Origin of the sequence: Bdellovibrio sp. 22V (genome assembly GCF_030169785.1) — a bacterium.
GTDB lineage: Bacteria > Bdellovibrionota > Bdellovibrionia > Bdellovibrionales > Bdellovibrionaceae > Bdellovibrio.
In genome coordinates, this window is sequence record NZ_CP125854.1 from 2,291,390 (window position 1) to 2,307,213 (window position 15,824).

Consider the following 15,824-nt stretch of genomic DNA (forward strand, 5'->3'; position numbering starts at 1 on the left):
AGGGGACCATCTTTCATGAGTATTACAGTTCAGTTGCCTAAATTTGAAGGACCTCTAGGGCTTCTTCTTTACCTTATCCGTAAAGAAGAAATGGATATCATGGACATCAAAGTTCATGAGATCACAAAGCAATATCTTGAATACATCAAATTGATGAAAGAGTTGGATCTTGAAGTCGCCGGCGAGTTCGTCGCGATGGCTTCGACATTGATTCAAATCAAGTCTCGCATGCTTCTGCCTCAATACGATGAAAATGGCGAAGTGATCGAGCAAGAAGATCCGCGTAAAGAGCTTGTACAAAAGCTGCTTGAATACCAAAAATACCAAGAGGCGGCGAAGCTTCTTTACGATCGTCCTTTGGTCGGTCGTGATGTTTGGTTGCGTGGAACGCGCGAGTCTTTGGATACCAAAGAAGAAGAAATTGTTCTTGAAGACAATGCCTTGTTCTCTTTGATTGCGACCTACCGTCGTGCACTTCGCTCTGTGAAGAAAAAAGTGCACCAAGTGGCGGCGAAAGCACAATCTATCGCCAGCCGTGTTTTGGAAATCAAAGATCGTTTGATTGTGGGTCAAAAGACCACACTGATGGAGCTTGTCACGACGACGGAAAACCGTGCGCGTCAGGCTTTGATCACGTTCCTTTCTCTTTTAGAGCTTGGAAAAATGGGCTTCGTCAGCCTTTATCAAAGCGAAGCTTACTCTGACATCTGGGTGGATACGAAAAAGCCGATTGAAACCGACGTTCTGGCTCGCGTGGAAGAATACGATTCTATGCGCGCAGACGAAGTCGCGGCGAAAATGATGGAAGATTCGAAAAAAATCTCTGCGGAAGAAGAGCTGATGCTCGCGGAAGCGGAAGAAAACATGGAAGAACAAAACACACAGCTTCAAATGGATCTTGGAGTCGATTTTGTTGAAGATGAAGCGTCGGCTTTGCTTGCTGATGCGGGTGCAGATATCGCCACGGATGACGAAATCTTAGCTGCTGAAAACGAACTTTTTAAAGAAGACGCGGAAGTTTAGTAGAGGGGACAATGTCAGAAGAAAAAGACGAATTGATGAACGATGAATTAGATCATTCTGAGGTTGAAGCTGAGGAATCAGAAGAGCTTTCTTCTGAAGAAGGTGTAGAGACTGAGGCGTCGATTTTCCTTCAAGAAGAGGAAGAATCCGAAGGTTTCCTGCCTGAAGCATCTGATGAAGATGTCGAAGATATGGAAGCATCATCTGAAGATGACGTGTCTGTAGAAGGTACGGAACTTGACGGTTTTGATTCTGCTGAAATTGAAGAGACGGAGTTTGTTGAAGAAGAACGTCTTGAAAGTATCGTTGAGTCGGTGCTTTTTGCCTCTGATCGTCCGGTAAGCCTCGCTTCTTTGAAAATGCTCTTTAAAGGGACAAATATTAAAGGCGACAAAATCCGCCGTGCTCTTGATCAACTGGCTGTGGAATATGCCGGCGGCCGTCGTGGTGTGACTTTGGAAGAAGTTCCAGGTGGCTACCAGTTGCGCACAAAAATCGACAATATGGATTTCTTGAAGCGCACGTTGAAAACACGTCAATTCAAACTTTCCGGTCCGGCTCTCGAAGTTCTTTCTATCGTGGCTTACAAACAGCCAACGGTAAAAGCGGAAGTCGATGAGATCCGTGGCGTTGAATCGGGTCACTTGTTGCGTGCTTTGATGGAAAAGAACTTGGTTTGCTTCGAAGGTAAATCCGAGCTTCCTGGCCGTCCTATGCAATACGGTACGACAAAAAAATTCTTGGAAATCTTCGGTTTAAGAAGCTTGAAAGAACTTCCAACATTGTCACAAATCGACGAGTTGTTGCCGGAAGGTATCGACGAACAGCAAGCGGAAGAAAAACCGACGTTGTCGACAATCACGGATTCTATGTCTGAGACTTTCGTAGGCTCTTACTCACAAGGTGAAGAAGAGTTGATGAAGATCCAAGAACAATTGGAAGACATTTCTACGACGACAAACTTCTTTGAAGAAGAAAAACGCCGTCAGGCTGAAAAACGCGATCAAGAGCGCGCACAGAATATCCGCGATGCTTTGGCATTCGGCGAACCAGTGTCCACTCGTGATGCGAACTGGTTGAAGAAATACGACGAAGCTTTGGCGGCAGGAACAACTTTGGTTGCTATCGCGGCCGAGAAAAAAGCGAACTTCATGAAGAAGCCAGCGGCTTCTGTAAATGAAGACGGTGAAGTTTCTGCAGACACTGCGGAAATATCTGAGTCTGCGGAAGGTGTTGAAGAGGGCGAAGGTCTTGAAGCTGCCGAAGCGGATCTTTCTGACGATGAAATGTCTGAAGAAATGTCCGACGAGATGACTGAAGCCATTGAAGACTTCGACAATGACGAAGACTTGGAAGAAGCTTCTGACGATCAACTTTTCGCTGATGGAGATGAAGAATCTTCTGACGAGGAAGAATTGCCTTTCCTAGGTGAGGCAGACGATATTGATGAAGAAGGCGAAGCTTCTGTTTAAGGCTCTGCTGAGCCTTTGGATTGTCTATAATATATTGACCATGTTGGTGATGCCCAATGTAGGAGCCTACTTTGGGCGGGTCACATCTAAGTTTATCACGCCCTATGCGAACACCGTGGGGCTGAATGCCAGCTGGAATTTCTTTTCTCCAGATCCGGCACACACAATGTACATTCGGTATGTCGTTCGTTACCTCGATGAAGAGGGCAATGAAACAAAGGAATCGGTCGAAGGATTTTTCCCTGAAGAGAAAAATCTTGGGATCTCGTCACCGTTCCGCAAAAGAGAACTCTATGCCATGCGCTTTATGGTCATTGATCCTAAGCGTTTGCGGGTCTTGCTAGGTCCTTGGCTGTGTCGTCAATATCCTGAAGCCACGTCTATTGAGATGGAACACGTCATTGAAACAGTGCCTCCGTTAGATCAAGTCGTCACTTTAAAGGACGAAACCGTGAAAGATCTTTCCCAAGAATTGCAGTTCATCCGTGAGTATCATTCCTGCACGGGTGGCTCTGACGAGGAGGCTTTATGATGAAGCAGCTTTGGCAGCGCTGGGACCGTTTTTGGTTTGCTCCGCAGAATTTATTGGGCTTAGCGTGGATGCGCATTGTTCTATGCGGAACAATGCTCTACATGTACATCATTCGCTTTGCTAATTTGAAGTATTATACCGACGAGAGTTTCATTCCGCGCTCTTTGGCATTGGAAGTGATGCACGATCTATATCGTCCGTTTTTCCTTTGGAGTTTTTGGCCGGACTCGATGAATTTCGCGGCTCATCTGTTGCTCGTTGTTCTCTTGTTGCTTTTAACTTTGGGAGTGGGCGGGCGTTGGGTTATGTGGCTGGCATGGGTGATCAATGCCGGTTTTATTCAGCGTAACTATGCGGTGAATTTCGGTGCGGATATTATCGCAGCATTGTTTTTATTTTATATGTCCTTCACGCAGTCTTGCGAAAGATTGAGTGTTCTTAATTTGTGGCGCAAAAAAACGGCGTTCAAAGAATCCGACATGATGAGTTCTTTGATGATCCGTATGATGCAATTTCAGATCTGCGTGATTTACGGATACACAGGATGGGAAAAGCTCAAGGGTGGAAGCTGGTGGGATGGAACGGCTCTATGGAGTGTTCTTGCAAACCCACAGATGACAACGCTGGATTTTTCGTTCTTGCGGGCGATTCCGTGGGTGATCCCGGTGATTGCTTATCTGACAATTATTTTTGAAGTTTATTTCCCGGTGATGGTGGCTTGGCCGAAAACACGTTACTTGTGGCTACTTCTTGGCGTCGGTTTTCATATAGGTATTGGTGTCTTTATGGGGCTCGGACCTTTTGCAACGACGATGATGTCGACGTATTTCCTTTTCTTGGAGCCGCGGCATTTGCAAAACGCCAAACAGCATCTGCCGTTTAAACTCTTCAAAACGACTTAAATTGAGACAAAGAAAAGACTTGGGAGTGTCTCAAGTCTGGACCCTTAGCAAAAACTGATTTAGCTCCGATAAGGTCTCTATTATCCTAAAGGGGTGGGGGATCTATGAAATCTTCAGCGCTCAAGATTATGGTTTTAACCAGTCTTCTTATGACTTTGGCGAGCTGTTCGCCAATTCAGGGCAATTCCCTTTTAACAGATCAAAAAGATGATCCATCGACTCATACTTTGGATAAAACTCCGAAGCAGGAAGAGATTTATCTGAAATCTTTCAGTCCTTCGGCGGCGGCATCGGGCCTTTCAAAGATCGAAATTTCAGGTGAGTGCTACGTTTCAACATACCCCTCCCACGATATCATTTCTTACGTGAACGGAACGCAAAGAGCCGTTTTGGATTTGAATGCCACAACAGCGGCCGGTGCAGGGATTGCCACTTGTAAGAATGGAAAATTCAATTTGGCCATCGAAACAGGTTCTTGGGCTGCGGGCGTTTACACCGTTCGCCTTGTTCTTCGAGCGTATGAGGCCAATAATCCAACACCGATCACCAACGACGCCCAAGGTGCGAGTACACTGACAGTCACTCGTTAATCGGGGACACTCTTGTCCTCAAATCTTAATTTCTGCGAAATTTGAGTCAAAGCGACACCATATTTTTATGGTATAGGTCTTGCTTTTTCGTCCTCCTGGAAAATTCCAAAACCACAGGGGGACAAAAATGCACCGAACTACTTATTTTGCCGCGGCAGCTCTGGCGGGCTTGCTGACCTTGGCTTCCTCAGCGTTCGCTGAAAAGACATCGGCGACTCTTGTAAGAAATGCCAATTCACAGTTGCAGCTGACAGAGACGCTCTCTAAAGACGTCTATCGCCAGGAATCCTATCAAGTGCCGTACACGGTTCAAGAGCCGTATCAGACAACGGAAACCTACTGGGAAGACGTTCCTTATCAAGAGCAAGAATACTACACAGACTACGAAGACTACTGGGACCGAGAGTATCGCTGCGAAAACCGTACACGCTATGAACGGGTTTGCCGCGATAAAGTCGACTGTCATATTGTTCCTGGTCGTGGAGCTAACGGGGAACCCCGCCGTGAATGTACGACAAGTCCCATCTGTGAAAGTGTTCCTCGTAACGAACAAGTCTGTAATTGGGAACAAGTGCGCCGCACTCGCCCTGTTCAGAAATCACGTTGGGTGACTCGCTATCGTCAAGAACAGCGGACACGTACGGTGACTCGGTACCGTGACAAACAAGTATGCTGTAAAACGGAATATCGTGATGTTTTCGATCACACATATTCTGTCCCTGTGACTGTGATTTTCCCTGCGGAAACACAGTTGGTGGGGAATGAACAAGAAACTTTCAGCGTGAAATTATCCGGTACAGAAGCGGCTCCCTCCGTGACGTTCACGGTGCGTGAAGCGATCTTCGGTTACCAAATTCTCCGTCAGGAAAATCACGCGGGCGGTGTTTTGATTGAACTCAAGACAGTTCCTTTGTACACACAGGCGCAATTAGGTGCAGCTTCGATTAAGAATCTTTCTTTGGAAGAGGTTACCAACGGTTCTATCATTCGCTTCCAAGATCAGGGCTTGAAAAAGAGAATTGCGACAAGATACGCGTATCAAATCAAAGAAGTCGGTTCTCCCGATGTTTTGATTGCCGGTGAACTTGTGGGTGGTCCTGCGCAAGTTGAAATCCGTTTGGCGCAGGTTCTTGAGGACAACAAAGAATACCAGTTAGAACTTCGTCTGCAAAGACAAGGTCTGCCATTGGCAGGACCGGTGGATGAGGTGGTGACGGCACTTAAAAAAGTGACGCCTCTGAAAAATGCGGAACTTCATATGCGTCGTGATCAAATCAATACGTTTGAAATTCGCGGCGAAAGATCAGCAGCAAAACTTCTTTTCCGCGACCAATCTCCGGCAGATGAAGGGGTTCGTACCGTCTACAAAATCGAAATCTTGATCGGTGGAGAAAGCGGCACAGTGGTTGCGACCAAAGAGTTGGCGCGTGAACAAATGCCGATGGCAACGAAAGGTTTTTTCAAGCTGGGGCTAGCGCAAGATATCGGTGTTTCGGCTTCGATCTTGGAAGATAAAGCCCGCCGCGGAAAACTCGTTACAGCGCGAGTGACGACAACAAGAACGAACCCTCGTTTGAACGAAGGTAATCCCGTCGTTCTTCGTCACGTCCATGTTCAAGAAATCGTTCGTGAGTAATAGCCTGAAATAACAGGAATGAACACACCAGGGGAGGCTTCGAGCTTCCCCTTATTTTTTACAGATTTTGGCTTTTGGATTCACTTCGCAGATAGCCTGACGAAGCTCCGCATTTTCTTTCTTTACGGAAGCAATCTCACGCTCTTGTTTTTCAACCAGATTTTGCAATTTCGCGATTTGCGAGTCGTTAAGTTTGCAGAGGCCTGCAAGCTCTTTGGTTGATTCAATCAGCGGTCCGATCAACTTCGTATAGGCCACAGATTTAAAACCTTGGCTGTCGGTTTGTACGGCTTCAGGGAACTGAGCTTCCACTTCCTGCGCGATAACTCCCATGTCTCTATTTTTAGGTAAGTTCAAATCGGGGCGGACATCCTGTTGCCAATCAAAGGTGACTCCGCGAAGCTGCAGAACCTTTTCTAAGGCTTGAGGAATCACCTCGACATGAGTTTTAAGACGCTTATCAGAAAGGTTCTGGTACGCACTCGTTCCGCCGGCAGTCCCATTCACCCAGAAATTCAAACTGCTTGGATTGGTTGCAGCATTAATCATGACAAGACCTCCCGGTGAAACCGTGAAGGCATTGGCGCTGGCCGTGGTCGGTCCCGGGCGAATCCAGAAGTGCGATGCATCGACACCGACGTAGAATCTTTGACCGGTGTCGGCTTCTTCGTAACCCATGTAAGGAGCCGTTGCATTGTACAGGGTGAAAGGAGCAATGGCGGGATTGGATCCGCCTTTGTTGAAGCTGACCCATCCGCTTGTGTTGATATGAAAGCGTGTTGCAGGTCCATTCGCATCCCAGATGTAGAAATCTTTTGTTCCGTTCACCATGGAATCTTGTCCGACCTCGTAATCGCCAAAGAGCATGGAGGCCCGTTGGTCCGAAGCGGTTCCCACAGGCATAATGTTGAGCAAACGACTTCCTGACGTGGCGTTAGCGAGCGTTAAAAGATTTCCTGGATTGCTTGTACCGATACCCACCTTACCGTCATTCGTAATGCGCATACGTTGCAGTGATGCCGTTGCTCCATTTGGTGTCGTATAGAAAGTGATGTAGTCACCCAAGGCTGTGGCCGATTGGTTTTCAGAGGCCCAAATCACCATTCCGGGGTTGGCCGTATTTGTAATGCCGTTTTTACCTAAAAACTGCGCCAATAAATCATTAGCAAGAGGGTGGGTCGGCGCTGCGAGCGTTCCGCGAGTGCGCGTTCCTATAAAAGAGCCACCGGAGTTTGCAGAACCCGAGGTTGAAGACTTCGCCCAATAAGCGGCATCTCCGCCTTCGTAGCTCGTGGTGACCGTACCACCAATTTGTAAATTGATATTTTGAGTCGTCGCCCAAGTGCCCTGTTGATCAGCGGAAATACCGATACGAAGAGCATTGTCAGATGCATTCGTCGCAGGACCGATACCCCAATACCCGGAGCTCGTCCAGTTCCCCACATAAGAAGCTTGTCCAGCACTGCTTAAGTAAGATCCGACATAAACACCATATTTGCTTGATTGGGATCCAGTAGGACCCACTTGCAAGAGATTGTTCGGAGAGCTGGCACCGATACCGAATCTCCCTGTGTTGCCGTCCAAGCGCATGCGTTCTGTCACGCTTGTGCTTCCGGAGCTGATAGTGCCGAAAATTAAATTTGTTCCTGATGTCGATGATGTCCAGTTTTCTGAGGCCTGCGCATAAATCTGCGCTCCTGTTGAATAGCTGGAGCCACTTCTTAAACCCTGAAAAAGAATTTGTCCTAAGTTATCACCACTTGCAACGGCTGTCGCTGAAACACTGCTGCCGCGAGCATTTTCAAAAATAAGATCGCCACCGCCTGAGAAAGTTCCGGTGTAGTTCTTAATCATAATTCCCGGAGACCGTGAAGCGGTTGATGAATTATTAAAAATCGTGAGACCACCGGAACCGTCAGCTTGAGATATCGTTAAGAGATCGCTCGGAACTGTGCTGCCGATACCCACTTTGCCTGTGGTATCGATAGTCATCGCAACAGAGTTGTTTGTTTTTAGTGACAAAGAATTCGCGTCGTTTGTTCCTAAGGTCGCAGCTCCACCGAAAGAGTTTCCACCGTTAATATAAAACCCGGCAGCGGTGAATGTCTGACAGCCTGGAACACCACTCGCATTAAAGGTGATCGTTTGCCCCACTCCGCACGTAAATGGAGTGTAGCTGGAACCTGTCCCATCGGAGGCTACCAAGCGATTGGCTGTCATAGAGGTGGCGCCCGTACCTCCTTTGGTTACTGGAACCGCAGAAGGAAAATTCGCTGGGTCCGCGCTGATTGTACCGGAAGAAACCGCAATACCGGATCCAACCTGCACGACACCTTTCGCAGACGTTGTCGCATCATTGACTGAAATAACAGGAGTCGAAGTTCCTGTTGCCACCACAATCGGAAGAGTTCCCGTCACACTCGTGACAGTTCCAGTTGTTGGTGTGATCCATTTAAGTCCGCCAGCTTGTGTGGAGTCGGCAGAAAGGACCTGGCCATTGGTTCCGACGGCAAGACTCACATCATTGGTGCCATCGTTGGTGATTAATGCGCCTTTTGCTGTGATAGGTGAGAGAGCATTAAATGCGGTGACTGCGGTGTTTGCACCGGTGCCACCATTCGTGATCGGTAAAACTCCCGTGACGTCAGAAGTTAAATTAATCGCAGCGCCATTGCTCGCTGTCGTAATACGCCCTTGCGCATCGACGGTGATACTAGCGCGTGTGTAAGAGCCTGCCGCGACTCCCGAGTTGGGAAGGCTCAACGTGACGTTGCCGGAAGTGCCGCCACCACTGAGTCCTGTTCCTGCAGTGACCCCTGTGATTGTCCCGCCTGAACCTGATGCGGAGGCCATGACACTCCAGGCGCCGGAGTTGTATTGATAGATTTTATTTGTGTCCGTCGCAAAATAAATAGAACCCGCCGTAGGTGAAGCGGGTTTGCTTGCATCAAGTCCCGTTTGAACAGAAGGAGTGCCTCCCGCATTGCTCACTAAAGAATCCGTGATGCCGTATCCGCTGAGTGTTGTCGGTTTCCCCGTGGTAATTTTTGACCAGTCTAAATTAGGAATATTAGAAGCAGAAATAGTGCCACTTAAATCGCTGGCATTAAGTGCGGAGTTTACAAATGCAGTTCCATTGTGTCTTAGATATTGCCCCGTCGACGGTGAAGTGATCGTTAAAGTTGTACCCTGAAGTTTTGCCACTGTTGCCGCTGCCGAGTTCGGGCCTGTTGCCGTGACATCACCGGTAAGAGCCGTGATGTAATTTCCGGCAGCTTGTTTATTGTTAAACGTATTCCAATCAGTCGAACTTAAATATCCGTTTGTGGATGTCGTCGCCTGAGAGATTGAGATCGTCGGTGTCGTCGTTCCCGACGCGACACTGATAGGAGCCGTGCCGCTGACATTGGTGACGGTACCGCCGCCGTTGTTATCAGCCGCGGGTGCCCATTTTGTTCCATCATATTTAAGAACTTGTCCTGCAGTCGGCACGGTTGAATCGACGGAAACACCTTTGATTTTATTTACGCTTACAGCGCCAATCGTTCCACTCACATCACCGGCAACAGAGACATTGATGGCTTGACAGAGGAATTTTCCTGCAACCGAACTCCAATACGGTGTTTCATGAACAGCGCAATTCGCACTTCCTACAGCGGTATCAAACGCCGCCGTCGTTAAATAGCCACTTAATGTCGATGAAAGATTTGTCACATCAGAAATCGCAATGGCCGAGTTCACCCATTGACTGCCTGAGTATTTCAAAAACTGTCCGCTCGCAGGAGCCGAGATCCCTAAATCTGTCCCTTGAATTTTCGCCACAGAAGGATTGGGATAAGTGCCGCTTAAATCCCCGCCGGCAGAGCCTGTCGGAGTTCGAGCATCCGTAAACCGGGAGTCATTACCAGCGGCCACTGTGTTTGCAGAGGTTCCCACGTTTAAAGTCAGCAGGGGCGTCGAGGTGTTATTGATAATAGTTAAATAAGAATTTGCGGAGGTCACATCCGTCACGGTTCCGCCACTGGCACCACTTACGGCATTACAGCTAAAGTTAGTGCCGTCCCAGGCTAAGAAAGTTCCCGCAGCACAAGTGGGAAGAAGAGTTTTCGCAACGAAATCATTTTCCGTCTTAGTTCCCAATTTTTCTGTCGCGAGTGAAAAAGCAGCATAAGGTACAGAACGGATTTCACTTGAAGGGGAGACGGCCTTCCAGCCGACACCGTCGTGAAATTGAACTTTTAAAAGACGAATATCCCCTTGAGCGGGAGTGTAAGTGGCTCCGCCATCACAGTTTTGAACTTTCGAGTTATTAAAGGAATCAAGAAGAGTGTAAAGAGGGTCTGTGGGATAAAGCTTTGTGCCAGAACCAATGGGCACATCAAAAACACCGCCGGAGTTCATCATGTTCACGGTGTTTCTTTGTTCCCTGTACAAAACGCAGTTTCCGCTGGGATTTGTGATTTCAAAAAGAAAGCTGACGTTATTATATTCTAACGGTGTTCCGTCTGACTTTAAAATTCGTCCTTGATAGGTTAAGGAATTCGGTGAGGCGAAAACCTTCATAGACAAAAATAAGATTAGAGCCAAGAGATAATACGTACCGTTTCTCATGCATATCTTATCGGTTTTTTAACAGGATATTGTGAGTATGTGAGGTCTAGAATGCGGCATTTACTTTTACGGGAGATTCCATGTCTCAAGTTGAGACGGTTACATTAAGAAACCTCGCGAACTTCGTTAAAGGATGAAGTTAAATTCTTCCTTCAACTTCTTCTTCGAATCCTGATCTTTACTTTCAAGCAAGATCACATCTTTTAACTGCAAGTCGCGAATAAAAGAAGCGCGTCTTTGCAAAGGAATTTCATTGGCAGTCACCGTCGAGAAAGCCGAATTAAACGGTGTCTTTAACAAATGCTTTTCTTGAAGTTCTGATGAAGTCATTTCATCCAGAATTTCCATAATAAATTTCTTATGAGGAGCATTGGCTGGAATGGCCGCTCCATAAATAAGCAGGGCGCTGAGTTGCGGAAGTTCGTTGCGAATATCTTCACTTAAGGGAGTTTCAATCGCCTCTTCATGAATATCCCGGCGAGTAAGCTGGTCTAGCTGCAAGGTCAGAATTTTCTTTTGCGCTACTTGCTCCCAAAGTCCTTGTTCTTTCCAGACTTGGAAATGTTTTAGGATGAGATCCTCATCCGCGAGCAAAAACAACGTTGTGTCGTTTTTGTTCTTTAAAAAAATGGTGAATGACTCGTCACTCGGCGTGCGAATGCCTGTCTTGATCCAGTAAAAAGGCAAAAAGAAAAACTGATCCGGTGTCTTTGCAGCTGTGAAGTCTGAAGCCACTCGTTGCAAAAGCTCCCCGCGAGTTCCCGCAACATTTGCAAGAAGGTTCTGATGCGCGAGCGTATGAGCCCAAAAAGAGGGAAGAAAAAGCAGATCGACGGAAGGGCTTGAAACTGTATTCGCAATGATCGAATCCCAATCACGTGTGACTGTGACTGAAAACTTCACATTGAATTCATCTTCAAGGGTTTTGCGAATTTCGGGAGGGAAAAAGATTTCGTCCGTGGTCAGAACTTGGATTTTTGTCGGACTGATAAAGTAGCTCTTAGAAAGACCTTGGGGGAGGACTCCGTGAAGAAATCCAACCCCCATGCAGATAAGAAAGAAAAAGATCCAAAGAATGTTATTTTTCAATCAGTCCAGTCTCCGCGCCGTGGGCGCTACGACATCTCGGCATGTGCCGATTAGAAAGCCTCGTCGAAAGCCACAGAGCCGCTGATGCCAGTTTGGTAAGCGGAAACGCGTCTTTCAAAGAAGTTTGCAAGTTCTTGCATATCTTGAAGCTCCATGAACGCGAATGGATTTTTCACGTTGTAACGAGGAGCAATGCTCAAGCTCTCAAGACGTTGATCTGCGCAGTACTCAAGGTATTGGCGCATGTCTTTTGGAGACAAACCAGCTACACCTAATTGTAATACGTCGTTCGCAAATTCCATCTCACACTCGATAGCGTCTTCAAGCATTTGTGTAACCATGTCTTCCATTTGTGAGTTGAAAAGATCTGGTTCTTCTTTACGAGCTGTTTTGATGACTTCCAAAGCGAAAGCCATGTGCATAGATTCGTCACGGAAAACCCAGTTTGTGCCGGATGCAAGACCTGACAACAAACCTTTAGAGCGCAAGAAGTAAACGTAAGCAAACGCTGCATAGAAGAACAAACCTTCAACGCAAGTTGCGAAGCAGATCAAGTTCATCAAGAAACGGCGACGGTCTTCTTTTGTCTGAAGAGTATCGATTTCATTGATGGAATCCATCCACTTAAAGCAGAAGTCGGCTTTTTTCTTGATAGAAGGGATGTTTTCAATCGCAGCAAACGCTTCCGCTCTCTCGTCTGGATTTGGAATATAAGTATCCAAAAGAGTGAGGTAGAATTGCACGTGCAAAGCTTCTTCGTAAAGCTGACGAGACAAGTACATACGGCCTTCTGGCGTATTTACGTGTTTGTACAAGTTCAATACAAGATTGTTACCAACGATAGAGTCACCTGTTGCAAAGAAAGCCACCAAGCGAGAGATCAAGTGTCTTTCTGCCGGAGTCATCTTGGAGTGAAGGTCCACAAGGTCTGTAGAGAAATCAACTTCATCCACAGTCCAAGTGTTCTTAATCCCGTTTTTGTACATTTCGTAGAAAACAGGGTATTTCATTGGGCGCAAAGTTAAGTTAAAGCCAGGATCTAAAATCATAAAAACGTTCTCCGAATTATTACGCTCCTAGGGGAGCTGGTTCAGCTTCGGCGACCGAAGTCGCCTCAGCACTCCGCGGGCAAGCCGCCGAGCTGGTTCAGTTTCGGCGTCCACAGGACGCCGCCACTCTCCGCGGACGAGCCGCCTACTGACAAGCCTCGCAAGCTTCTGGATTTTCCAAAGAGCACGCGATGACTTCAGCGTCTGTGTAAGTCTTTTTAGGAGCGGCTTCTTGCGCTTCAACCGCAGGAGCTGCATCCATTGAATTTCCAGCTGCGTTCATAGCAAGACCAGAAGAGTTCGAAGACTTCACAGTTGTCTTAGCGATCTTCGTCGCAGGACGAGAGCGCAAGTAATAAGTCGTTTTCACGCCTTTCTTCCATGCATACATGTACATAGAAGAAACTTTACCGATCGTCGGGCTTTCCATGAACAAGTTCAAAGATTGAGCTTGGTCGATGTATGCGCCACGGTCTGCAGCCATGTCGATCAATGACTTCATCGGGATTTCCCAAACAGTGCGGTACAATTCTTTCAATTGCTGAGGAATTGCAGCCACGTCTTGGATAGAGCCGTCTTGCATTTTGATTTCGTTACGAAGGTCTTCATTCCAAAGGCCGATCGCTTTCAATTCAGACACCAAGTATTTGTTGATCTGCATGAACTCACCAGAAAGTGTTTCACGTTTGAACAAGTTGGATACTTGTGGCTCGATCGCCTCGTAGCAACCTACGATAGAAGCGATTGTTGCTGTTGGAGCAATAGCGATCATCAAAGAGTTTCTCAAGCCGTGCTTTTTGATACGTTCTTTCAATTTCTCAAAACGCTCTGGTTGAGAAGGTGTTACACCCCAAAGATCGTACTGCAACAAACCTTTCGCCGCTTTTGTTTGTTCGTAAGCGCCGTGAGGTCCGAATTTCTCAGCCAATTCACAAGAAGTGAGAAGGGCATTGTAGTAAATCTCTTCTTGGATCTTCGCAGAAAGGTCACGAGCCGCTGCAGAGTCAAACGGAAGCTTCAATTGGAAGAAAGCATCCTGAAGACCCATTACACCCAAACCTACGGGACGCCATTTGTGGTTGGAGTCCTGAGCCGTTTGGATAGGGTAGAAGTTGATATCAACAACGCGGTCCAAGTATTTCACAGCTGTGCGAACGGATTTCGCCAACTTTTCAAAGTTGAATTGACCGTTTTCAACGTGGCGGCCCAAGTTCACAGAACCAAGGTTGCACACCGCTGTTTCTTTATTTGAAGTCACTTCCAAGATCTCTGTGCAAAGGTTCGACAAGTGAATCACGTTGCCAGCTTCGCCCGTTTGGTTGGCCTTCATGTTGGCAGCATCTTTGAAAGTCATCCAGCCGTTACCAGTCTGCGCAAGAGTTTTCATCATGCGAGAGTAAAGGTCGCGAGCTTTGATTTGCTTAACATAAAGTTTTTTAGATTCAGCATCTTCGTAAGCCGCTTCGAACTCAGGTCCGTAAGTGTCTACGAAATGAGGAACCACGCGCGGGTCGAACAAAGACCACATCGCATCCGCTTCAACGCGTTTCATGAACAAGTCTGGAACCCAGTTCGCCAAGTTCAAGTTGTGTGTACGTTTCGCTTCGTCACCTGTGTTGTCGCGAAGTTCTAGGAACTCCTCGATGTCGGCGTGCCATGTTTCAAGGTACACACAAGCCGCGCCTTTACGTTTTCCACCTTGGTTTACAGCTGCAACGGAAGAATCCATTGTTTTCAACCAAGGAATGATACCGTTCGAGTGACCGTTTGTTCCTTTGATCAAAGAACCACGGGAGCGAACGCGAGAGTAAGCAACGCCGATACCGCCAGCGAATTTAGAAAGCAAAGCGATGTCTGTGTATTTATTGTAGATCGCTTGCAAATCGTCATCTGGAGAATCGAGGAGGTAGCAAGATGACATTTGCGGACGAGTTGTTCCAGAGTTGAACAACGTCGGAGTTGAAGCCATGTAATCGTGAGAAGAAATCAAACGATAGAATTCGATCGCTTCTTCAACAGATTGAGCAAGACCACAAGCCACACGCATGAAGAAGTATTGAGGGGTCTCAAACACCTGACGTGAAGTAGGGTTCTTCAAAAGGTAACGATCGTAAACAGTTCTCAAACCGAAGTATTCAAAACGGTCTGTGCGGTACGGTTCGATCGCTGCGCAAAGAGCTGCTTTGTTAGCTTCAACGAATTTGTAAGTCGTTTCAGACAACAGACCTACAGAGTGACCGAAAGCCACAGAGTCTGCGAAAGATTGGATTTTCTGAGAACGAACTTCTTCGTCAATGTATGTAGAAAGAAGGCGAGCCGCCAAACGAGAATACTCAGGCTCTTCACCGATAAGCAAAGACGCTGTCTGAATACAAAGATTATCAAGTTCGTTTGTTGTCGCGCCATCATAAAGACCGCTGATTGCTTTTGTCGCAACACGAAGTGGATCGACTTGAGTTAAGCCTTGGCAATTTCTTGTCACACGTTCAACGATCTTCGTGACGTCGACAGGCTCCAAAGTGCCATCTCTTTTTTTAACTCTCATGATGTGAGCTGTTGTTTCCAACATGATGTATCCCCTCTGCCCCGATTCCATTTGGGCAAAAAAATCCCCGCCCGAACTTTTGCCCCTCGCAAAAAATCAGGTCGTGGTTCAATATATAAATGTCAGGTATTGTTTGAGACTGAGTTGCTAATCCTTAGCTGTTGGTCCTGGTGAACCTCCCCAAAGTTGCCGTCAGGTTTTTCTTTCGGCCACCCCTATATCTAGGGGTCTCTTACAGGTGCCTTGTCCATAAGGCGGGTATCGATCTCAATTCCAACTGTGTAATTCTTTCGCCAAAGTTGCAAGAATATTTTTTGCGATAACGCCAACTTTTTTGTGACGTTGCTCATCATTTAAGCAGATAGGGTGATCAGC

10 protein-coding genes are annotated in these 15,824 nt (G+C 47.0%); 6 read left to right on the plus strand and 4 right to left on the minus strand.

The genetic code is table 11. From position 1 onward, the window contains the following. Window positions 1-15 precede the first annotated feature (15 nt). The 6 genes from QJS83_RS11075 (at window position 16) to QJS83_RS11100 (ending at window position 6,155) form a co-directional block, all read left to right on the plus strand. Window positions 16-1,023 carry a segregation and condensation protein A gene (locus QJS83_RS11075; RefSeq protein ID WP_284604841.1) on the plus strand — a complete coding sequence of 336 codons (1,008 nt, stop codon included), beginning with the start codon at window positions 16-18 and terminating at the stop codon, window positions 1,021-1,023. 11 nt (window positions 1,024-1,034) lie between these two features. Next, on the plus strand, window positions 1,035-2,495 hold the full coding sequence (gene scpB, locus QJS83_RS11080) for an SMC-Scp complex subunit ScpB (RefSeq protein WP_284604843.1): 1,461 nt from the start codon (window positions 1,035-1,037) through the stop codon (window positions 2,493-2,495). Between the two features lie 40 nt (window positions 2,496-2,535). Next, window positions 2,536-3,027, plus strand: coding sequence for a hypothetical protein (locus QJS83_RS11085; RefSeq protein ID WP_284604845.1), 492 nt, complete (start codon window positions 2,536-2,538; stop codon window positions 3,025-3,027). Beyond that, window positions 3,024-3,929, plus strand: coding sequence for an HTTM domain-containing protein (locus QJS83_RS11090; RefSeq protein WP_284604848.1), 906 nt, complete (start codon window positions 3,024-3,026; stop codon window positions 3,927-3,929). Before QJS83_RS11085 ends, QJS83_RS11090 begins: the two co-directional genes overlap by 4 nt. Before the next feature lie 104 nt (window positions 3,930-4,033). Continuing rightward, window positions 4,034-4,519 carry a hypothetical protein gene (locus QJS83_RS11095; RefSeq protein ID WP_284604849.1) on the plus strand — a complete coding sequence of 162 codons (486 nt, stop codon included), beginning with the start codon at window positions 4,034-4,036 and terminating at the stop codon, window positions 4,517-4,519. Between the two features lie 127 nt (window positions 4,520-4,646). Continuing rightward, entirely contained in the window at window positions 4,647-6,155 is a 1,509-nt protein-coding gene (locus QJS83_RS11100) for a hypothetical protein (RefSeq protein ID WP_284604851.1), read from the plus strand. A gap of 51 nt (window positions 6,156-6,206) precedes the next feature. On the opposite strand, the gene QJS83_RS11105 is transcribed toward QJS83_RS11100, so the two are convergent. The 4 genes from QJS83_RS11105 to QJS83_RS11120 all read right to left on the minus strand — a co-directional run bounded on the left by QJS83_RS11105 (window position 6,207) and on the right by QJS83_RS11120 (window position 15,473). Next, a complete protein-coding gene (locus QJS83_RS11105; RefSeq protein WP_284604853.1) occupies window positions 6,207-10,766 on the minus strand; it encodes a tail fiber domain-containing protein in 4,560 nt (1,519 codons plus the stop codon). Between the two features lie 126 nt (window positions 10,767-10,892). Further along, window positions 10,893-11,855: a hypothetical protein gene (locus QJS83_RS11110; RefSeq protein WP_284604856.1), complete on the minus strand. Its 963-nt coding sequence runs from the start codon at window positions 11,853-11,855 to the stop codon at window positions 10,893-10,895. Window positions 11,856-11,905: 50 nt separating this feature from the next. Then, window positions 11,906-12,904 (minus strand): ribonucleotide-diphosphate reductase subunit beta, encoded by a 999-nt coding sequence (locus QJS83_RS11115; protein ID WP_284604857.1) that lies wholly within the window; start codon window positions 12,902-12,904, stop codon window positions 11,906-11,908. A gap of 145 nt (window positions 12,905-13,049) precedes the next feature. After that, the gene (locus tag QJS83_RS11120; RefSeq protein WP_284604859.1) at window positions 13,050-15,473 is read right to left on the minus strand and encodes a ribonucleoside-diphosphate reductase subunit alpha; all 2,424 of its coding nucleotides are present in this window, start codon (window positions 15,471-15,473) and stop codon (window positions 13,050-13,052) included. Between the last annotated feature and the right edge of the window lie 351 nt (window positions 15,474-15,824).